Below are 21,114 nucleotides of genomic sequence, written 5' to 3'. Positions count from 1 at the left end.
GCTCGGCTCCGGATCAGCTCCGCTCCTCGGCGCTGGCGCGCCTCGATGCTCACTGACCCGTCGCCTTCGCGATGATCTCCTTCGACACGTTCGCCGGAACTTCGGCGTACGAGTCGAACACCATGGAGTAGTTGGCCCGGCCCTGGGTCTTCGACCGAAGGTCTCCGACGTAGCCGAACATCTCCGACAGCGGCACCTGCGCCTTGACGACACGCGCACCGCTGCGCTCCTCCATGGCCTGGATCTGACCACGGCGGGAGTTCAGGTCGCCGATCACGTCACCCATGTAGTCCTCGGGGGTGGTGACCTCGACGGCCATGATGGGCTCGAGAATGACGGGCTGCGCAGCCTGCGCGGCCTTCTTGAGCACCTGCGAGCCGGCCACCTTGAACGCCATTTCCGACGAGTCGACCTCGTGGAACGCGCCGTCGAGCAGGGTGACCTTGATGTTCACCAGCGGGTAGCCGGCCAGCACGCCGTACTGCATGGCGTCCTGCGCACCGGCGTCGACCGACGGAATGTACTCGCGCGGGATACGGCCACCGGTGACCTTGTTCTCGAATTCGTAGGTCGCACCGTCCTCGCCGCTGAACGGCTCGAGGTCGATGAGCACCTTCGCGAACTGGCCCGAGCCACCCGTCTGCTTCTTGTGGGTGAACTCGACCTTCTCCACCTTGCGGCGGATGGTCTCGCGGTAGGCCACCTGCGGCTTGCCGACGTTGGCCTCGACCTTGAACTCGCGACGCATGCGGTCGACGAGGATGTCGAGGTGAAGCTCGCCCATACCGCCGATGACGGTCTGGCCGGTCTCCTGGTCGAGGTGCACCTTGAAGGTGGGGTCCTCTTCGGCGAGCTTCTGGATCGCGGTGCCCAGCTTCTCTTGGTCGCTCTTGGTCTTGGGCTCGATGGCGACCTCGATGACCGGATCCGGGAAGGTCATGGACTCCAGCACGATCTGCTGGTTCGCGTCGCTCAGCGTGTCACCGGTGGTGGTGTCCTTGAGGCCGATGACCGCGTAGATGTGACCGGCGCTGGCCGTCTCGACCGGGTTCTCCTTATTGGAGTGCATCTGGAACAGCTTGCCCAGGCGCTCCTTCTTGCCCTTGGTCGCGTTGACGACCTGCGAGCCGGAGTCGACCTTGCCGGAGTACACGCGGACGTAGGTCAGCTTGCCGAAGAACGGGTGCGTGGCGACCTTGAACGCCAGACCCGAGAACGGCTCGTCGACCGACGGGTTACGCGTGATCAGCTCGTCTTCCTTGCCGGGGACGTGGCCCTCGGCGGGCGGCACGTCCAGCGGCGACGGCAGGTAGTCGATGACCGCGTCGAGCATGGGCTGCACGCCCTTGTTCTTGAACGCGCTGCCGCACAGCACCAGGTAGGCCTCGGAGTTGATCGTCAGCTTGCGCAGCGCAGCCTTGATCTCCTCGACGGTGAGCTCCTCGCCGCCGAAGTACTTCTCCATCAGCGCGTCGTCGGTCTCGGCGACGGCCTCGAGCAGCTTGGTGCGGTACTCGTCGGCCTTCTCGGCCAGATCGGCCGGGATCTCGACGGTGTCGTACTTCTCGCCGAGCTTGGCCTCGGCGCTCCACACCTTGGCGTTCATCTCGACCAGGTCGACGATGCCGGCGAAATCACCTTCGGAGCCGATGGGCAGCTGAATCGGGATGACGTTGGCGCCCAGGCGCTCTTCCATCGTGCGCACCGAGAAGTAGAAGTCGGCACCCAGCTTGTCCATCTTGTTGACGAAGCAGATGCGCGGCACGTCGTACTTGTCGGCCTGGCGCCACACCTGCTCGGACTGCGGCTCGACGCCTTCCTTGCCGTCGAAGACGGCAACGGCACCGTCGAGCACGCGCAGGCTGCGCTCCACCTCGACGGTGAAGTCCACGTGGCCCGGGGTGTCGATGATGTTGATCTGGTTGCCGTTCCAGAAGCAGGTGGTGGCAGCCGAGGTGATGGTGATACCCCGCTCCTGCTCCTGCTCCATCCAGTCCATCGTGGCGGCACCGTCGTGCACCTCACCGATCTTGTAGCTGATACCGGTGTAGTAGAGGATGCGTTCGGTCGTCGTCGTCTTGCCGGCATCGATGTGCGCCATGATGCCGATGTTGCGGACCTTCGTGAGGTCGGTCAGCACGTCCTGTGCCACGGCTAGATTCCCACTCTTTCGCTTGCTTGTTTGCTGTCGTCTTGCACCACCCTCGGCAACACTGCCGGGGGTGCTAAATCACCAGCGGTAGTGCGCGAAGGCGCGGTTCGCCTCGGCCATCTTGTGGGTGTCCTCGCGGCGCTTGACCGCGGCACCCAGGCCGTTACTGGCATCGAGGATCTCGTTGGCCAGACGCTCGATCATGGTCTTCTCGCGGCGAGCCTTGGAGAAGCTGACCAGCCAGCGCAGCGCCAGCGTCACCGAGCGGTCCGGGCGGACCTCGACGGGCACCTGGTAGGTGGCACCGCCGACGCGGCGGCTACGCACCTCGAGCGAGGGCTTGACGTTGTCCATGGCCCGCTTGAGCGTGACCACCGGATCGGTGCCGGTCTTGTCGCGGGCCTGTTCGAGCGCACCATAAACAATGCGTTCGGCCAGCGATTTCTTCCCGTCCAGCAGGACTTTGTTGACCAGCTGGGTGACCAGCTGCGACCCGTAGACGGGGTCGTTGACCAACGGACGCTTGGGCGCGGGTCCCTTGCGCGGCATCAGCTCTTCTCCTTCTTCGCGCCGTAGCGGCTGCGGGCCTGCTTGCGGTTCTTCACGCCCTGGGTGTCGAGCGACCCACGGATGATCTTGTAACGCACACCGGGGAGGTCCTTCACACGACCACCGCGCACCAGCACCATCGAGTGCTCCTGCAGGTTGTGGCCCTCACCGGGGATGTAGGCGGTGACCTCGACCGAGCTGGTCAGCCGGACGCGCGCGACCTTGCGCAGCGCGGAGTTCGGCTTCTTGGGGGTCGTGGTGTACACGCGGGTGCACACGCCGCGACGCTGGGGGCTCCCCTTCAGCGCCGCGGTCTTCACCTTGGCGACCTTGTCGTGGCGACCCTTGCGGACCAGCTGGTTGATCGTTGGCATGTACCGGCTTCCTGTGTTGCTTTCGTCTTCTACAAGTTTCGTGTTGCGGGCTACCCCGCATCCGGGCGTGTCGCATGCGGACACCGCGCGTTCTCGGAGTATTTTCCAAGGCGCCGCGGCGCTAGACATGCGAAGCTGCCCGGCGTGCAGGCGTGCTTGTGACTCGAACAAGCCTCAAGCGCCTAGTCTGCCAGGCACGACGGTCCACGATACCAGGGCTCGCGACCTCGACAAAACCCGCTGACCTGCGCGGTCATCGATGGCGCATGCCGGCGGCGAGTCGCATCACCATATCGCTGAACACCGCATCGGTGTCGATACCGCTCATCACCCCGGTCATCTCCAGCAGCACGAACCCGTGCATCGCCGACCAGAACTCCAGGGCGGCGTAGAACGCCGACTCCTCGGTCAGCCCGTAGGTGGAGAGCACCGAGATGACCGGCGCTGCGGCGGCGTGGGTGGCCTCGGTGAACTCCGGGTCGTCACCCCCCAACGGCATCCGCGTGAACGCCGAATAGCGGCCCGGGTGGTGGTGGGCGTAGCTGCGGTAGGCGCCGGCCATCACCATCACCGCGTCGTCGGGCGTCCGCCCCTGCCCCACCGTGTTGAGCATGTCGATGATGTCGCCCACCACCCGCATCCGCACCGACCGGCGCAGGTCGTCGAGGCTGTGGACGTGGTTGTACAGCGACGGACCCTTGGTGCCGAGTTGGTTGGCCAGCGCGTTGATGGTCAGCGCGTCCCAGCCTTCGCGGTCGAGGAACGTCAGCGCGGCGTTGACGATGGCCTCACGGCTCAGCCTCGCCGTACGCGGCGGCCGAGTAGCCATCTCGTCGTTCCCCCTTCACGGCCCGTCCATGCGGGTCGACGAGAGACTCTAGTTCACGCGCTCCTGGCTGAGCTGGGCAAGCTGTCCGACGATCGTGCAGAGGTCGGGCAGGGTCTGCGAGTTCAGGGTCTGGATCGACCAGGTAATGACGTCGCTGCCCTTGGCCACGTAGATGCTGCACGCCGAATCGTCGAAGGCCTTGAAACCCTTGTTGCCGTCCAGCGACAGCTCGGTCACGGTGCGGCCGGCCTGCTGCTCGAGTTCACGCTCGGTGTCCATGTCGCTGCCGCGGTACCACCAGGTCGAGATGCCCATGCCGGCGCCGACGTCGCCGATCATCGTGTTCTCCTGCCAGAAGCACCCGGTGTCGCTGACGACGGCACGGGTGAACAGGCTCGGGCCGGCCGCCGCGGCGACGTCGGAGTCGGAGATGCCGTTGCAGTCGACGCTGCGGAAGCCGCCACCGGTGGCGGCGCCGGCGTCGGCCGACGGCGCCGCGGGACCGGCCGGTCCGCCACAGGCGACCAGGATCGTCGACGCGCCGAGAGCCAGGCCCGCGGCGGCCATGCGCAGACTTCTCATGTCACATGTCCGAGCGCAGGGTCGCCGTCAGGAGTTTCACGGCGTCGACGCACGGATCGCCGGATTTCTGGCCGCGGAACTGCACCCACCAGCTCAGCACGCCGGTGCCGGCTGCGGCGGTCGCCGAACAGGCCGCACCGGTGATGTCGCGGCGCGCCGAGAACGCCTGGTGCCGCTCGATCACCGTGTCCCTCACGTCGGCTCCGCGACCCGCGGCCACGTCGCGCTCGCGCCGCAGCGAACCGTCGGCGAACCATGCAAACGTCACATCCACGGTCGCCGCGCCCGGCCGGGACAGAATGTACTGACACACCGCGCCGCTGTAGGGCCGGATCACGTTGTTCGCCTCCAGCGTCGCCTGTACGGTGCTGTCGTCGAGCAGACCGCACCGATCGTCGACGTATCCGTAGGACCGGTCGGGGTCGGGCACGGAGCCCTCCGCCCGTTGCGCTGTGCCGCCCACCGTGTGCGCGCACCCACCCGCCGTCGCCGTCACGAGGACAGCGGCGACAGCAACGGTGAGGGCATCCACCACACGTTGGCTCACAGGCTGGCACATCGCAGCTCACGGTACCCAGCGCAACTCGCTGTGGCGACTCGCTCGACGTCGTAGGCTGCCGGGGTGACCACTTCGGGACGAGTGCTGGCCGCGGTCGTGCTGACGGCGTCTGCCGTGCTGATGGCCTCCCCGCTCGCGCAGGCCAAGAACGGCGACACGCACATCACCGGGCAGGGCATCAGCAGAACCATCGACTGCAACAACGCGACGCTGATCGTGGTGGGCACCGGTAATCAAATCAACGCGCTCGGAACGTGCTGGGCGGTGACGGTGCAGGGCTCGAGCAACGTGATCGTCGCCGACAACGTCATCAACGACGTCACGGTGTACGGCTACGACCAGGCGGTGTTCTACAAGAACGGCTCACCGATCGTGTGGGACCGCGGCCGCGAACTGGGGATGACAAACCGGGTGGACCGGGTACCCGCGTAGCCGTGAAACGACTTCTCCTCGGCGGCACGGCGCTGTGCGCGGCGGTTCTCGGCCTCTCGGCGTGCGGCTCCACCAGTTCTGACACCGATCAGCCCACCGCGACGGCCGGTTCCTCGGGCGCGCAGATCGAGATCGGCAACACGATCAACTACGGCTCGCTCGGTACGACGGCCGACCTCGACTGCGCCGACGGCAAGTCGCTGAACGTCGGCGGGTCGAACAACACGCTCACGGTGAGGGGCACCTGCGCGAACGTGAACATCGGCGGCGCCGACAACAAGATCACCTTCGACCGCGTGGACAAGGAACTGTCGGTGGTGGGGATCAACAACACGGTCACCTACCGCGATGGCGATCCGAAAGTCAACGACACCGGCAGCAACAACACCATCAGCAAGGGCTGAACCCCGGCTCAGGTCGCGCTCGCGCCGTGCCTGCCCTCGCCGGCCGCGAAACGCTGTGCGCCCCTCATGGATTCCGCTGAGACGCGCGACATGCTGGCGAACTCGAAGTCCATCGCCTCGGCCTCCGAGTGCCCCCACTGATGGAGCGCCGAGAGCCGGTCACTGCGCATGCAGGCCTGCGGTAGCCGAGCCAGCTCCGCGGCGAGCTCCTCGGCGGCGGCGCGGGCCTGCCCCGTCGGCACGACGCGGTTGGCCAACCCGATCGCGAGCGCTTCGTCGGCCTCGACGGCCCGCCCCGTCAGGATCATGTCCATCGCGCGGCTCTGCCCGATGAGCCGGGGCAGACGCACCGTGCCGCCGTCGATGAGCGGTACACCCCACCGCCGGCAGAACACCCCCATCACGGCGTCCTGTTCGACCACGCGCAGATCGCACCACACGGCCAATTCGAGTCCGCCGGCGACGGCGTAGCCGCTCACGGCCGCGATCACCGGTTTGGACAGCACCATGCGGCTCGGCCCCATCGGGCCAGGGCCGCTGCGATGCACCGCATTGACCTCGGGGGTGCCGAAAGCCTTGAGATCGGCTCCGGCGCAGAAGGTTCCGTTGTCGCCCCACAGCACGGCCACCGCTGCGGTCTCGTCGCGGTCGAACTCGTCGAAGGCGGCGTGCAGCGCGGCCGCCGCCGGACCGTTGACCGCGTTGCGGGCGTGCGGCCGGTTCATGATCACCGTGGTCACCGGGCCGTTCTTCTCGACCCGCACTCCGTGCTCGCTCACCGTGCCCGTCATCATGCCTCCATGATCTCGTCGTGACGCCGCGCGGCCAGTTCCGCGGCGAAGTCCTGATACGCCGCCCGCAACGCTGCGCCGGGCCAGTGCGCCGGGAGCATGTCGCCGGGCAGCACCGGGTCGGTGCGCAGATGCCGCACGATGCCCGCGGCGGCAATGAAGCGACCGGGAACGTCAGGGGCGGCGGCCATCTCGGCGAGCAGCTCGTGACCGGCGTCCGCCCATCCCGGAAGATCCCACAGCGCGGCGGCCAGACCGGCCGGATCGTCGTCGTGTACGCGCAGTACCCGGGTGTGCGCGTGAACGTCGTCGGGCAGCACCACGTCGAGGTTGGCCGGGCGCAGCCACACCCCTTCGCGCAGCTCGCCGAACCTGCTGTCGTGTAGAGCCGTTCGCATCGCCGAACGGGTGCGTGCGTCGTTGCCGACGCTGGTCACCACCACGGCGATCCAGGAGCCGTCCCAGGGTCGCGTGCGTGGGTCGATCGCATCGTCCTGCCGACGCTGACGGGCCAACAGCCGGTCGGACAGGCGATAACCGTCATCGGAGCGCACCAGGTCACCCGCACTGACCATCCTGGTCAACGCGACCCGCACCGTCGGTTCTCTCAGGTCGAAATCGGCTGTGAGACGCAGCAATTCACTTGCCGTCGCCCAGGCCGGGTGCGCCCCCAACAGCACGCTGAGCACCACCGAGCGTGCGGTCATCCGCCTCACCGGCTGGGGCATTCACACCCCCGACGCGGCGCGCCCGTAGTCGCCGAACGGTTCGTCGCGGCGACGTACCGCTTCCCGGAACCCGTGCTCGCGGGCCTGGGCGACGAATGCATGCCCCTCCGGCGTGTGCCGCGCGATGCCGTCGAACACGGTGGACACCATCGCGCTGGTGGCGATGCCCTGGCTGGACAGCGCGCTGTTCATCGCGAGCTTGACCATGATGAGCTGGTTGACCGGCATTGCGGCGATGCGCTCGACGAGACGTTCGGTGCGCTCGTCGAGGTCTTCCGGCGCAGGCGCCTCCACCGCAAGGCCCCATTCGGCGGCCTGCGCTCCGGTGATGCAATCGCCGGTCAGCAGAAGCCTTTTCGCGCGCTGGTCACCGAGGCGGTGCGCCCACAGGCCCGCAGCCGGCACACCCCACACCCGCGTGGGCGGATATCCGATCTTGGCGTCCGCTGCGGCGATCACCTGGTCGGCGTGCAGCGCGATGTCGGTGCCGCCGGCCACGCAGTAGCCATGGATCTTCACCACCGTCGGCTTGTCGGCGTGCATGAGGCTCGCGAAGCCCCGCACGAAGCGGCTCATCATCTGGTAGTCGATCATCGGATCCCACGGCTGATCGGGCAGATGGTTGATGGCCTGTGTCTTGCCCGACAGCACGGTGTCCCGGTACGGGTTGCCACCACCGGCCGACGACGAGCCCTCCGCATAGGCCGACAGGTCGAACCCGGCGCAGAACCCTTCGCCGCGTCCGGAGACCAGGATGACGTGCACGTCCGGGTCGAGATCGGCGCGCTCGACGAGCGCCGACAACTCCAGCGGAGTGTCGGCGACGATCGCGTTGCCCTTCTCCGGTCGGTTGAACGTGATCCGGGCGACGCGGTCGGTGACCTCGTAGGTCATCGTCTTCAGGTCGTCGAAGTCGACCTTCCGAATCGCGTGCGTCATGCCTTGACCATCGCCCGCTCGAGGATCGGCGCGAGATCCAGCCCGGTGGGCAGCGTGCCGAACGCACCGCCCCACTGTCCACCCATCCGCGTGGCGAGGAACGCTTCCGCGACAGCGGGGTGGCCGTGGCGCACCAGCAGGGCGCCCTGCAGGGCCAGGGCGATGTCCTCGGCGACCTGGCGGGCCCGGTACTGGATCGTCGCCGGATCGAAGTCGGCCAGCGACTGCCGGAGCCCGGCGACGTGCGCGTCCAGCCGCGGATCGTGTCCCGCCGTCGCGCCCAGTTCGTCGAACAGCACGTCGATGCACTCGGGCCGGGTCGCCATGGCGCGCAACGTGTCCAGCGCGCTCACATTGCCCGAGCCCTCCCAGATGCCCATCAGTGGCGCTTCCCGGTACAGGCGCGGCATGCCCGAGTCCTCGACGTAGCCGTTGCCGCCCAGGCACTCCATCGCCTCGGCGGCGTGCGGTGTCGCGCGCTTGCACACCCAGTACTTGGCGGCGGCCAACCCGATCCTGCGCAGCAGGGTCTCGCGCTCGTCCCCGCGGACCGCATGGTCGGTGGCCCCGGCCATCCGCATCGCCAGCATCGTCGCCGCCTCGGCCTCCACCGCGAGATCGGCCAGCACGTTGCGCATCAGCGGCTGATCAATCAGGTAGGCGCCGAATGCCGAGCGGTGCTGGGCGTGGTGGATGGCGCGCATCAGCCCGGTGCGCATGCTGGTGGCGCTGCCCAGCGTGCAGTCCAGGCGGGTGAGGTTGACCATCTCGATGATGGTCGGTACGCCGCGGCCTTCCTCCCCCACCAGCCACGCCGTCGCTCCGTCGTACTCGACCTCGCTGGAGGCGTTCGCGTGGTTGCCGAGCTTGTCCTTGAGCCGCTGCAGGAACATCCGGTTGCGGCTGCCGTCGGGCAGCACCCGGGGCAGCAGGAAGCAGCTCAGCCCCGCAGGCGCCTGCGCGAGCACCAAGAAGATGTCGCACATCGGCGCGGAGGTGAACCATTTGTGCCCGCGCAGCGAGTAGGTGCCGTCGCCGTTGGGGGTGGCCTGGGTGGTTCCCGCGCGGACGTCGGACCCGCCCTGCTTCTCCGTCATCGACATGCCGGCGGTGATACCGGCCTTGGTGGTCGGCACCTTCAGCTCGGGGTCGTAGCTGCGGCTGGTGAGCAGCGGCTCGTAGATCGCCGCCAGGTCCGGGTTGTGCCGCAGCGCGGGGACCACGGCATAGGTCATCGAGATCGGGCAGATGTGGCCGGGCTCGGGAGTCCAGACCGAGGTCTTGGCGGCCCGCACGACGTGTGCGCCCGGCCGCTCGTCGGCCCACGGCGCGGCGTGCAGGCCGTGGCTGATCGCCACGGTCATCAGCTGGTGGTAGGCCGGGTCGAACTCGATCTCGTCGATGCGGTGCCCGACGCGGTCGTGGGTGTGCAGCACGGGCCGATTGCGGTCCGCCAGCTCACCCCAGCGCTGCGCTGCCGTGGAGCCGCCGAGCGCACCGAGGTCGTGCACCTCGTCGACGCCCCACTCGCCGCCTTCCCGTATCAGCGCCTCGGCGAGGACGGGCGAGGCGGCGGGGTTGAAGTCCTCCAGGGGCGGGACCTGATTGGTGACGACGTGCGTGTCCATGCCCACACTGTTACATCTTTTCGACGGTCATACAAGATCTGTAACAACCGGACGGCGTCGCCACATGTCGTAGCGATGCAGCCCGATCATGACCACCGCCGCCAGCGCCCACCCCAGCAGCAGGTCGGTGACGTAATGCTCGGCGCTGTAGACCAGCGTGAACGCCATGACCAGTGGATAGGCCACCAGCAGGGGGCGCCAGCGACGCTGCACCCGGGTCCACAGGAAGGCGGCCAGCGCCGCCGACATGCCGGCGTGCAGTGACGGGATCGCGGCCACCAGGTTCACGCTCGCCTGACCCTGGTCCAGCAACGCGGTGGCGGAATGGAGGTTGAGCTTGCCCCAACCCCGGCCGACGATGCGCTCGACCCATTGGTGGGCGCCGTCCTGGCTGAACTGCAACGAGCCGAGCAGACCACCGTCGGGCACACCGCGGGCCGAGCGGAACATGCAGCGCGGACCGGACGGTCCGCCCGCGACGTCACCGGGTGTGCAGCGCGCGGCAGCCCACGGCGGGGCCGCGGGCACCAGCGCATAGATCAGCAGCGCGATCAGGTTCAGGCCGACGAACAGCCGGACGAACGCCTTCCATTCCTCCCGGTCCCGCAGCCACAGCACCGCCGCGATCACATACGGCAGGATGAAGAACGACATGTAGACCGCGCTGATCACCACCTCCCACCAGGGCGGCGTGGGCATCTTCAAGCGCTCCTGTAGCCACACCGTGGGCATTTCGCCGTTGAACATCGCGCGGTCGGCGTCGGCCTGCCAGTGCCACAGCGTCGGGCGGCCGACCAGCGTGGCGGCTCCCCTGCTCAGGTCGTACGCGATGAGCACCAGAGCGAAGGGCAGCCAGTCGCGGATCACCGCGATCATCCGGCGGGCCTGTCCGATGCTGGCGGCCAGCAATCCGGTGCAGATGTAGAGCAGCAGCAGCTCGCGGTTGAACGCCAGACCGTCGGTCACCGTCCGGTAGGCCACGACGGCGGCCCACACCACGACGGCGATCCACCGCAGGATGCGTAGGCGGCTGATGCGGCGCGGCGGGGTGTCGGGCGCGCACACAGGAGCAATCGACGTCTGTTCGATTGCGGACACGTGAGCCTTTCGACACGGGAAGGGCGAGGATTCCCGGCGTCAGACTAATTAACCTCACGGCCAGCTGCCGTTCAACAGCGGGTCAGCTATGAAGTTGTGACCGTCAGGTCAGGTTCTCGCGCAGAAAGGCGATGTCGTCCTTGCGGCCTTCGTCGGCGGTCTCGCAGATCACCGGTGCGCCGGCCGCGGACACCACCGCGACCAGCAGCTGGGGATCGATCTGCCCGGTCCCGAAGTTCGCGTGCCGGTCCGCGCCCGACCCGGCGGCGTCGCGGGAGTCGTTGCAGTGCACCAGGTCGATGCGGCCGGTGATCGCCTTGATGCGCTCCACCGCGTCGACCAGCGCCTCACCGGCCGCCCAGGCGTGGCAGGTGTCCAGACAGAAACCGATGCCCTTGTCCCCGATGTGATCCCACAGCCGGGCGATGGTGTCGAAATGACGGGCCATCGCGTGGTCACCGCCGGCGGTGTTCTCGAGATAGACGGGCACCTCGGTTTCGAGGTAGTCCAGGGCCTTCACCCAGCGCTCGAACCCGGCATCCATGTCGTTGTCGTCGGCATGGCCGCCGTGCACGATCACCGCGGTGGCGCCGACGTCGGCGGCCGCGTCGCACGTGTCCTGCAGGATCTTGCGCGACGGAATGCGCACCCGGTTGTTCGCCGACGCCACATTGATCAGATACGGCGCGTGGACGTAGATGGGCGTGCTCGCGGCGCGCAGCGTGTCGGCGTCCTCCCGCGGTTTCGGCTTCTTCCAGCTCTGCGGGTTGCCGAGGAAGAACTGGACGACGTCGGCGCCGTCAGCGGCTGCCGCCGACAGGGGGTCGTCACCGTGGACATGGGATCCGATCAGCACCCGGCCCAGTTTAGGCGGGCGCTCCCGCGACGAGTGTGGGGTGTAGCCGGCCGAAATGGGGAAAGGTAGGGGCATGGCGTCGCAGACGGAATACGACCTGGTGGTCATCGGCTCGGGCCCGGGCGGGCAGAAGGCGGCGGTGGCCGCGGCAAAACTCGGCAAGTCGGTCGCGGTGATCGAGCGGGGCTGGATGCTGGGCGGGGTGTGCGTCAACACGGGCACGATTCCGTCGAAGACGTTGCGCGAGGCGGTCATCTACCTGACCGGCATGAACCAGCGCGAGCTCTACGGCACCAGCTACCGGGTCAAGGAACACATCACCACCGACGATCTGCATCAGCGCACCCAGCACGTCATCACCCGGGAGATCGACGTGGTCCGCTCCCAGCTGATCCGCAACCGGATCGACCTGTTCACCGGGCACGGCCGATTCGTCGACCCCCACACCGTCCTCGTCGAGAACGACAACGACAGCGAGCACGTTACCGTCAGCGCCGAGAACATCGTGATCGCGACCGGCACCAAACCGGCCCGACCGGACGACATCGAGTTCGACGACGAGCACGTGCTCGATTCCGACGGGATCCTCGGCCTGAAGAAGGTGCCGTTGTCGATGGTGGTGGTCGGAGCCGGGGTCATCGGTATCGAATACGCCTCGATCTTCGCCGCGCTGGGCACCAAGGTGACCGTCATCGAGAAGCGGCCGTCGATGCTGGACTTCGTCGACTCCGAGATCGTCGAGGCGTTGACGTTCCACCTACGCGATCTCGCGGTGACGTTCCGGTTCGGCGAGGAGGTGACCGGCGTGGAGATCGGCGAGGACACCACACTGACGACCCTCGCCTCGGGCAAGCGGATCGCCGCAGACACCGTGATGTACTCGGCCGGGCGCCAAGGCCTGACCGAGACGCTGGACCTGGAGGCGGCGGGGCTCGAGGCGGACAAGCGGGGGCGGCTACAGGTCGACGACGACTTCCGCACCTCGGTCGACCACATCTACGCAGTCGGCGACGTCATCGGTTTCCCTGCCCTGGCCGCCACCTCGATGGACCAGGGGCGGCTGGCGGCCTACCACGCGTTCGACGAGCCGGCCAACGACATGACCGCACTGCAGCCGATAGGGATCTACACGATCCCGGAGGTGTCGTTCGTCGGTGCCACCGAAGCCGAGCTGACCGAGCAATCCGTGCCCTACGAGTTCGGCGTGGCCCGCTACCGCGAACTGGCCCGCGGGCAGATCGCCGGCGACTCCCACGGCATGCTCAAACTGCTGGTGTCCACCGAGGACCGAAAGCTGCTGGGAGTCCACATCTTCGGCAGCAACGCCACCGAGCTGATCCACATCGGGCAGGCCGTGATGGGCTGCGGCGGCACCGTCGACTATCTCGTCGACGCGGTGCTGAACTACCCGACGTTCTCCGAGGCGTACAAGATCGCCGCCCTCGACGTCACGAACAAGCTGCGCGCCGTCGAAGAGTTCCAGAAATAGAAAGAACCCCCACTCGTGCGAGTGGGGGTTCTTCCTGTGTGACTACCTAGCGGTAATCGCTGTAGCCGTAATCGTCCAGCGGCACCGCGGCGCCGGTGGCCTGGCCGAAGTCCGGGCTGTAGTACTGATCCTCGTAGGACGGGATCGTGTACGCCGCAGCGCGGGCCTCTTCGGTCGGCTGGACCTGGATGTTGCGGTACCGGTTGATGCCGGTGCCGGCCGGGATCAGCTTGCCGATGATCACGTTCTCCTTCAGACCCTGCAGCTTGTCGCTGCGGCAGTTGATCGCCGCATCGGTCAGCACGCGCGTGGTCTCCTGGAACGACGCCGCCGACAGCCACGAATCCGTGGCCAGCGATGCCTTCGTGATACCCATCAGCACCGGACGACCCGCCGCGGGCTCGCCACCCTCGGCGACGACCCGACGGTTCTCGGTCTCGAACTCGCCACGCTCGGTCAGCGAGCCGGGCAGGAACTCCGTCGCACCCGAATCGATGATCGTGACGCGACGCAGCATCTGCCGGACGATGACCTCGATGTGCTTGTCGTGGATCGACACACCCTGCGCGCGGTACACCTCCTGGACCTCCTTGACGAGGTGGATCTGCACCTCGCGGGGACCCTGGACGCGCAACACCTCGTGCGGGTCGGCCGAGCCTTCCATCAGCTGCTGGCCCACCTCGACGTGGTCGCCGTCGGTCAGCAGACGCTCGGAACCGTCGTCGTGCTTGAACACCTTCAGACGCTGACGCCGCGAGAGCTTGTCGTACACGACCTCTTCGCCCCCGTCATCGGGAACGATGGTGATCTTGTAGAACTTGTCGCTCTCCTCCAGGCGAATCCGCCCGGAGACGTCGGCGATCGGTGCGCGGTTACGGGGCACGCGGGCCTCGAACAGCTCCTGCACGCGGGGCAGACCACCGACGATGTCCTGCCCGCCGGTGACGCCACCCTGGTGGAAGGTACGCATCGTCAGCTGCGTGCCGGGCTCACCGATGGACTGCGCGGCCACGATGCCGACGGCCTCGCCGATGTCGACCAGCTTGCCGGTCGCCATCGAACGGCCGTAGCACATCGCGCACACGCCGGTGCCCGTCGTGCAGGTCAGCACCGACCGGACCTTGACCTCGGTGATGCCGGCGGCCAGCAGTGCGTCGATCGCCGGGTCGCCCAGGTCGTGACCGCGCTCGACGACGACGTTGCCGTCGGCGTCGACCGCGTCGGTCGCCAGGGTGCGGGCGTAGGCCGACGTCTCGATGTGCTGATCGCGCACCAAGGTGCCGTCGTCCTGCCGCTCGGCCAGCGTGACGTTGATGCCGCGCTCGGTCTCGCAGTCGTTCTCGCGGACGATGACGTCCTGCGACACGTCCACCAGACGACGGGTCAGGTAACCCGAGTCGGCGGTACGCAGCGCGGTGTCGGCCAGACCCTTACGAGCGCCGTGGGTGTTGATGAAGTACTCCAGCACCGTCAGGCCCTCGCGGAACGAGGACTTGATCGGACGCGGGATGAACTCACCCTTCGGGTTCGTCACCAGGCCCTTCATGCCGGCCAGGGTGCGGGTCTGCGTGAGGTTACCCGTCGCACCGGACTTCACGATCGTGATGATCGGGTTGTCCTCGGGGTAGTAGTCCTCCAGCGCCTTACCGACCTCTTCGGTCGCGTCCTGCCAGATCTTGACCAGGGCCTCGTTGCGCTCGTCGTGGTTGAGCGCACCGCGCTGGTACTTCTTCTCGATCCCGTCGGCTTCCTTCTCGTACCGGTCGAGGATCTCCTGCTTCTGCGGCGGCACCAGAACGTCGGCCATCGAGACCGTCACCCCGGAACGCGTGGCCCAGTAGAAGCCGGCGTCCTTGAGCTTGTCGACGGTCTGCGCGACCACGATCATCGGGTAGCGCTCGGCCAGGTCGTTGATGATCCGGGCCTGCACCTTCTTGTGCATCTGCTCGTTGACGAACGCGTAGCCCTTGGGCAGCAGCTCGTTGAACAGGACCCGACCCAGCGTCGTGTCCGCGGTCCAGGCGTCGCCCGGGGTCCAGCCGTTCTCGAACAGCTGGGCTTCCAGGTCGGCCGGCGGACGCTGCTGCGTCAACCGGACGCGGATCTTCGCCCGTACCGACAGCGCGCCACGATCGAGCGCCATGATGGCCTCGGCCGGGCTGCTGTACACACCCGTCTCCGGCTGATCCTTGGCGGCAGGCGCGTACGCGCCGGTGTCGCCCTCGATCTCGGTGGTCAGGTAGTACAAGCCGGTCACCATGTCCAGACGCGGCATGGCCAGCGGGCGGCCCGACGCGGGAGACAGGATGTTGTTCGACGACAGCATCAGGATGCGGGCCTCGGCCTGCGCCTCCGCGCTGAGCGGGAGGTGCACAGCCATCTGGTCACCGTCGAAGTCGGCGTTGAAGGCCTCACACACCAGCGGGTGCAGCTGGATGGCCTTGCCCTCGACCAGCTGCGGCTCGAAGGCCTGGATGCCCAGGCGGTGCAGCGTGGGTGCGCGGTTCAGCAGCACGGGGTGCTCGCCGATGACCTCTTCGAGGACATCCCACACCTGCGGGCGCTGACGCTCCACCATCCGCTTGGCGCTCTTGATGTTCTGCGCATGGTTCAGGTCGACCAGACGCTTCATCACGAACGGCTTGAACAGCTCGAGAGCCATCAGCTTCGGCAGACCGCACTGGTGCAGCTTGAGCTGCGGACCGACCACGATGACCGAACGGCCCGAGTAGTCGACACGCTTGCCGAGCAGGTTCTGACGGAACCGGCCCTGCTTGCCCTTGAGCAGGTCGGACAGCGACTTGAGCGGGCGGTTGCCCGGCCCGGTGACCGGGCGGCCGCGGCGGCCGTTGTCAAACAGCGCGTCGACGGACTCCTGCAGCATCCGCTTCTCGTTGTTGACGATGATCTCGGGCGCGCCGAGGTCGATCAGTCGCTTGAGGCGGTTGTTGCGGTTGATGACGCGGCGGTACAGGTCGTTGAGGTCGGAGGTCGCGAAGCGGCCACCGTCGAGCTGGACCATCGGGCGCAGCTCCGGCGGGATCACCGGAACGGCGTCGAGCACCATGCCCATCGGCGAGTTCGCGTTGCTCTGGAACGCCGCGACGACCTTGAGCCGCTTGAGCGCACGCAGCTTCTTCTGACCCTTGCCGTTGCGGATGGTGTCGCGTAGGGACTCGGCTTCGGCGTCGATGTCGAAGTTCTCGATGAGCTTCTTGATCGACTCGGCACCCATGGCGCCCTCGAAGTACTCGCCGTAGCGGTCCTGCAGCTCGCGGTAGAGCTGCTCGTCGACGATCAGCTGCTTGGGGGCCAGCTTGGTGAAGGTCGTCCAGATCTCCTCGAGCCGGTCCAGCTCACGCTGGGCCCGGTCGCGCAGCTGACGCATCTCGCGCTCACCGCCGTCGCGGACCTTGCGCTTGACGTCGGACTTGGCGCCCTCATCCTCGAGCTCCTTCATGTCGGCTTCGAGCTTCTGCGCCCGGGCCTCGAGGTCGGCGTCGCGCTGATCCTCGAGAGCCTTGCGCTCGACAGCCATCTCGGCCTCGAGCGTGGACAGCTCGTTGTGCCGCATCTCGTCGTCGACCGCGGTGATCACGTAGGCCGCGAAGTAGATGATCTTCTCGAGATCCTTCGGAGCCAGGTCGAGCAAGTAGCCCAACCGCGACGGCACACCCTTGAAGTACCAGATGTGCGTGACGGGCGCGGCCAGCTCGATGTGGCCCATCCGCTCACGGCGCACCTTGGCGCGGGTCACCTCGACGCCGCAGCGCTCACAGATGATGCCCTTGAAGCGGACGCGCTTGTACTTACCGCAGTAGCACTCCCAGTCGCGAGTCGGTCCGAAGATCTTCTCGCAGAACAGGCCGTCCTTTTCCGGCTTGAGCGTGCGGTAGTTGATGGTCTCCGGCTTCTTGACCTCACCGTAGGACCAGTTACGGATGTCGTCCGCGGTGGCCAGACCGATGCGGAGTTCATCGAAGAAGTTGACGTCTAACACGTAACTCCCTTTCCCCTTTCGGGATTAGAAACGTGACTACTGGGCGAGATCAGGCGAGGTCTTCGACTGAAGCGGATTCGTTGCGGGACAGGTTGATTCCGAGGTTGGCCGCAGCGCGTTCCAGATCCTCGTCGTCGCCGTCGCGCATTTCGATCGCCGCCCCGTCCGAAGACAGGACCTCGACGTTGAGGCAGAGCGACTGCAGCTCCTTGAGAAGCACCTTGAAGGATTCCGGGATACCGGGCTCCGGGATGTTCTCGCCCTTGACGATCGCCTCGTAGACCTTGACGCGGCCCACCGTGTCGTCGGACTTGATGGTGAGCAGCTCCTGCAGCGTGTACGCCGCACCGTAGGCCTGCATGGCCCAGCACTCCATCTCACCGAAGCGCTGACCACCGAACTGCGCCTTACCACCGAGCGGCTGCTGGGTGATCATCGAGTACGGACCGGTCGAGCGGGCGTGGATCTTGTCGTCGACCAGGTGGTGCAGCTTCAGGATGTACATGTAGCCGACCGTCACCGGGTACGGGAACGGTTCACCACTGCGGCCGTCGAACAACGTCGCCTTGCCCTCGGCGTTGACCATGACGTCACCGTCGCGGTTGGGCAGCGTCGCACCGAGCAGACCCTCCAGCTCACCCTCGCGGGCACCGTCGAACACCGGGGTGGCGACGATGCTGTCGGCGGGGGCCGACTTCAGGTCCTCCGGCAGGTTCGCGGCCCACTCGGGGCTGCCCTCGATGTTCCAGCCGGCCTTGGCGACCCACCCGAGGTGGGTCTCCAGGATCTGACCGATGTTCATACGACGCGGCACACCGTGGGTGTTCAGGATGATGTCGACCGGGGTGCCGTCCGGAAGGAACGGCATGTCCTCGACGGGCAGGATCTTGCCGATGACGCCCTTGTTGCCGTGGCGTCCGGCGAGCTTGTCGCCGTCGGAGATCTTGCGCTTCTGGGCCACGTAGACGCGGACCAGCTCGTTGACACCGGCCGGCAGCTCGTCGTCGTCCTCACGGGAGAACACGCGGATGCCGATGACCTTGCCGGACTCACCGTGGGGCACCTTGAGCGACGTGTCGCGGACCTCGCGGGCCTTCTCACCGAAGATGGCACGCAGCAGGCGCTCCTCGGGGGTCAGCTCGGTCTCGCCCTTCGGGGTGACCTTGCCGACCAGGATGTCGCCGTCGCGGACCTCGGCGCCGATGCGGATGATGCCGCGCTCGTCGAGATCGGCCAGCACCTCATCGGAGACGTTCGGGATGTCCCGGGTGATCTCCTCGGCGCCCAGCTTGGTGTCGCGGGCATCGATCTCGTGCTCCTCGATGTGGATCGAGGTCAGCACGTCCTCTTCGACCAGACGGTTGGAGAGGATGATCGCGTCCTCGTAGTTGTGCCCCTCCCACGGCATGACGGCGACGAGCAGGTTCTTGCCCAGCGCCATCTCACCGTTCTCGGTGCACGGACCGTCGGCGAGCACCTGGCCCGCCTCGACTCGCTGTCCGGCGTCCACGATCGGGCGCTGATTGGCGCACGTGCCGTGGTTGGAGCGGGCGAACTTGCGCATCCGGTAGGTGTGCCGGGAGCCGTCGTCGGCCATCACGGTGATGTAGTCCGCCGAGACCTCTTCGATGACGCCCGCCTTGTCGGCGACGATGACGTCGCCGGCATCGATCGCGGCGCGCAGCTCCATACCGGTGCCGACCAGCGGGGCCTCGCTGCGGACCAGCGGAACGGCCTGGCGCTGCATGTTGGCACCCATCAGGGCACGGTTGGCGTCGTCGTGCTCGAGGAACGGGATCATCGCGGTCGCGACCGACACCATCTGGCGCGGCGAGACGTCCATGTAGTCGACCTCGGCGGCCGAGACGAACTCGACCTCGCCGCCCTTACGTCGGACGAGCACGCGCTCCTCTTCGAAGCGCCCCTCACCATCGAGCGGCGAGTTGGCCTGCGCCACGACGTGGCGGTCCTCCTCGTCGGCGGTCAGGTAGTCGATCTGGTCGGAGACCCTGCCGTCGATGACCTTGCGGTACGGGGTCTCGATGAAACCGAACGGGTTGACCCGCGCGTACACCGACAGCGAACCGATCAGGCCGATGTTCGGGCCTTCCGGGGTCTCGATCGGGCACATACGGCCGTAGTGGCTGGAGTGCACGTCGCGGACCTCGAGGCCGGCGCGCTCACGGGACAGACCGCCGGGGCCCAGCGCCGACAGGCGGCGCTTGTGGGTCAGACCCGACAGCGGGTTGTTCTGGTCCATGAACTGGCTCAGCTGCGACGTGCCGAAGAACTCCTTGATCGCCGCCACGACGGGACGGATGTTGATCAGGGTCTGCGGCGTGATCGCCTCGACGTCCTGGGTGGTCATGCGCTCGCGCACGACACGCTCCATCCGCGAGAGGCCGACCCGGATCTGGTTCTGGATCAGCTCGCCGACGGTGCGCAGGCGACGGTTGCCGAAGTGGTCGATGTCGTCGACCTCGACCGGCACCTCGACACCGCCGGGCACCGTCATCGTGGTCTGGCCGTCGTGCAGACGGACCAGGTACTCGATGGTGGCGACGACGTCCTCTTCGGTCAGCGTCGAGCTGGTGATCGGCTGGCCGGCGTTGAGCCCCAGCTTCTTGTTCACCTTGTAGCGACCCACGCGGGCCAGGTCGTAGCGCTTCTCCTTGAAGAACAGGTTCTCCAGCAGGGTCTGCGCCGACTCCTTGGTCGGGGGCTCGCCCGGCCGCAACTTGCGGTAGATGTCGAGCAGCGCCTCGTCGGTGCCTGCGGTGTTGTCCTTCTCCAGCGTGCCCATCATGATCTCGGAGAAGCCGAAGCGCTCGGTGATCTGCTCGTTGGTCCAGCCCAGTGCCTTGAGGAGCACGGTGACGGGCTGGCGGCGCTTGCGGTCGATGCGGACGCCGACGGTGTCGCGCTTGTCGACGTCGAACTCCAGCCACGCGCCGCGGCCGGGGATCACCTTGACGCTGTGCAGCGTCTTCTCGGTGGACTTGTCGATCGTCTCGTCGAAGTACACACCCGGCGAGCGGACCAGCTGGCTCACCACGACACGCTCGGTGCCGTTGATGATGAAGGTGCCCTTCTCCGTCATCATCGGGAAGTCACCCATGAACACCGTCTGGCTCTTGATCTCGCCGGTGTTGTTGTTGATGAACTCGGCGGTGACGAACAGCGGCGCCGCGTACGTCATGTCTTTGTCTTTGCACTCGTCGACGGGTGCCTTGACCTCGTCGAAGCGCGGATCGGAGAAGGACAGCGACATCGAACCCGAGAAGTCCTCGATCGGGGACAGCTCCTCGAGGACCTCCTGCAGACCACCCTTGGGGTCTACGTCGCCGCGATCGACGGCGCGCTGGAACCAGTCCTCGGCGCCGACCAGCCATTCGAACGACTCGGTTTGGACGTCGAGAAGCCCGGGAACCTCGAGGGGCTCACGGAGTTTCGCGAAAGAAATCCTGTTTGGTGCTCCGGGAACGGAGTTGTTGGTTACTGACTCGATCTGGCGGGACCCTGCCAAGATGCATCCTTCCAGCACCTCATGCGACCGTAGTACCGGTGGACACCGGACCGTCGTGCCGCGATTCTGCGTCGGTTCGGCTGGCTCCACGAGCCGCCTCCGGCGCACGGCACACGTCTAGATCGCTGAGCAGGGCTCAGGCTTCGACTACGTGGGCGGTGCGGATGAGGTGGGCAGG

General features: G+C 67.0%; 17 protein-coding genes. 3 read left to right on the top strand and 14 right to left on the bottom strand.

What is annotated here, in order from left to right:
• Positions 1-49 precede the first annotated feature (49 nt).
• From fusA to ACXYX3_RS04915, 6 genes are all read right to left on the bottom strand, one after another.
• Positions 50-2,101, bottom strand: a complete 2,052-nt coding sequence (gene fusA / locus ACXYX3_RS04940; protein ID WP_241205167.1) for an elongation factor G — start codon at positions 2,099-2,101, stop codon at positions 50-52.
• Between the two features lie 129 nt (positions 2,102-2,230).
• Positions 2,231-2,701: a 30S ribosomal protein S7 gene (gene rpsG, locus ACXYX3_RS04935; protein ID WP_221358132.1), complete on the bottom strand. Its 471-nt coding sequence runs from the start codon at positions 2,699-2,701 to the stop codon at positions 2,231-2,233.
• Positions 2,701-3,075 (bottom strand): 30S ribosomal protein S12, encoded by a 375-nt coding sequence (gene rpsL / locus ACXYX3_RS04930; protein WP_046361107.1) that lies wholly within the window; start codon positions 3,073-3,075, stop codon positions 2,701-2,703. Before rpsL ends, rpsG begins: the two co-directional genes overlap by 1 nt.
• A 253-nt stretch (positions 3,076-3,328) precedes the next feature.
• Entirely contained in the window at positions 3,329-3,904 is a 576-nt protein-coding gene (locus tag ACXYX3_RS04925) for a TetR/AcrR family transcriptional regulator (protein ID WP_241205111.1), read from the bottom strand.
• Positions 3,905-3,952: 48 nt separating this feature from the next.
• Positions 3,953-4,486 carry a DUF3558 family protein gene (locus tag ACXYX3_RS04920; RefSeq protein ID WP_458610383.1) on the bottom strand — a complete coding sequence of 178 codons (534 nt, stop codon included), beginning with the start codon at positions 4,484-4,486 and terminating at the stop codon, positions 3,953-3,955.
• Between the two features lies 1 nt (position 4,487).
• The gene (locus tag ACXYX3_RS04915; protein WP_458610382.1) at positions 4,488-5,033 is read right to left on the bottom strand and encodes a DUF3558 domain-containing protein; all 546 of its coding nucleotides are present in this window, start codon (positions 5,031-5,033) and stop codon (positions 4,488-4,490) included.
• Between the two features lie 132 nt (positions 5,034-5,165).
• Here ACXYX3_RS04915 and ACXYX3_RS04910 point away from each other — a divergent pair, with 132 nt between their 5' ends.
• Positions 5,166-5,477, top strand: coding sequence for a DUF3060 domain-containing protein (locus ACXYX3_RS04910; protein ID WP_241205166.1), 312 nt, complete (start codon positions 5,166-5,168; stop codon positions 5,475-5,477).
• A 2-nt stretch (positions 5,478-5,479) separates the two neighbouring features.
• Positions 5,480-5,881 (top strand): DUF3060 domain-containing protein, encoded by a 402-nt coding sequence (locus ACXYX3_RS04905; protein WP_241205108.1) that lies wholly within the window; start codon positions 5,480-5,482, stop codon positions 5,879-5,881.
• A gap of 8 nt (positions 5,882-5,889) precedes the next feature.
• Here the strand turns inward: ACXYX3_RS04905 and ACXYX3_RS04900 are convergent, their stop codons facing one another.
• The 6 genes from ACXYX3_RS04900 to ACXYX3_RS04875 all read right to left on the bottom strand — a co-directional run bounded on the left by ACXYX3_RS04900 (position 5,890) and on the right by ACXYX3_RS04875 (position 11,921).
• Positions 5,890-6,672 (bottom strand): crotonase/enoyl-CoA hydratase family protein, encoded by a 783-nt coding sequence (locus ACXYX3_RS04900; RefSeq protein ID WP_241205165.1) that lies wholly within the window; start codon positions 6,670-6,672, stop codon positions 5,890-5,892.
• Entirely contained in the window at positions 6,672-7,388 is a 717-nt protein-coding gene (locus tag ACXYX3_RS04895) for a PaaX family transcriptional regulator C-terminal domain-containing protein (protein ID WP_458611976.1), read from the bottom strand. Before ACXYX3_RS04895 ends, ACXYX3_RS04900 begins: the two co-directional genes overlap by 1 nt.
• Positions 7,389-7,400: 12 nt before the next feature.
• Positions 7,401-8,339: a crotonase/enoyl-CoA hydratase family protein gene (locus ACXYX3_RS04890; protein ID WP_458610381.1), complete on the bottom strand. Its 939-nt coding sequence runs from the start codon at positions 8,337-8,339 to the stop codon at positions 7,401-7,403.
• Positions 8,336-9,967 (bottom strand): acyl-CoA dehydrogenase family protein, encoded by a 1,632-nt coding sequence (locus tag ACXYX3_RS04885; RefSeq protein WP_241205105.1) that lies wholly within the window; start codon positions 9,965-9,967, stop codon positions 8,336-8,338. The genes ACXYX3_RS04890 and ACXYX3_RS04885 overlap by 4 nt, the downstream gene beginning before the upstream one ends.
• 27 nt (positions 9,968-9,994) lie before the next feature.
• Positions 9,995-11,065 carry a phosphatase PAP2 family protein gene (locus tag ACXYX3_RS04880; RefSeq protein ID WP_241205104.1) on the bottom strand — a complete coding sequence of 357 codons (1,071 nt, stop codon included), beginning with the start codon at positions 11,063-11,065 and terminating at the stop codon, positions 9,995-9,997.
• 103 nt (positions 11,066-11,168) lie between these two features.
• A complete protein-coding gene (locus ACXYX3_RS04875; RefSeq protein WP_458610380.1) occupies positions 11,169-11,921 on the bottom strand; it encodes a deoxyribonuclease IV in 753 nt (250 codons plus the stop codon).
• 73 nt (positions 11,922-11,994) lie between these two features.
• Here ACXYX3_RS04875 and sthA point away from each other — a divergent pair, with 73 nt between their 5' ends.
• Positions 11,995-13,410 (top strand): Si-specific NAD(P)(+) transhydrogenase, encoded by a 1,416-nt coding sequence (gene sthA, locus ACXYX3_RS04870; RefSeq protein WP_241205102.1) that lies wholly within the window; start codon positions 11,995-11,997, stop codon positions 13,408-13,410.
• 46 nt (positions 13,411-13,456) lie between these two features.
• Here the strand turns inward: sthA and ACXYX3_RS04865 are convergent, their stop codons facing one another.
• Both ACXYX3_RS04865 and rpoB read right to left on the bottom strand, forming a co-directional pair.
• Positions 13,457-17,410: a DNA-directed RNA polymerase subunit beta' gene (locus tag ACXYX3_RS04865; protein WP_241205101.1), complete on the bottom strand. Its 3,954-nt coding sequence runs from the start codon at positions 17,408-17,410 to the stop codon at positions 13,457-13,459.
• Positions 17,411-17,459: 49 nt separating this feature from the next.
• On the bottom strand, positions 17,460-20,954 hold the full coding sequence (gene rpoB / locus ACXYX3_RS04860; protein ID WP_458610379.1) for a DNA-directed RNA polymerase subunit beta: 3,495 nt from the start codon (positions 20,952-20,954) through the stop codon (positions 17,460-17,462).
• Positions 20,955-21,114 lie beyond the last annotated feature (160 nt).

The organism is Mycobacterium sp. Panama NTM2 (genome assembly GCF_054355555.1).
This window is presented reverse-complemented; position numbering and strand designations above follow the sequence as displayed.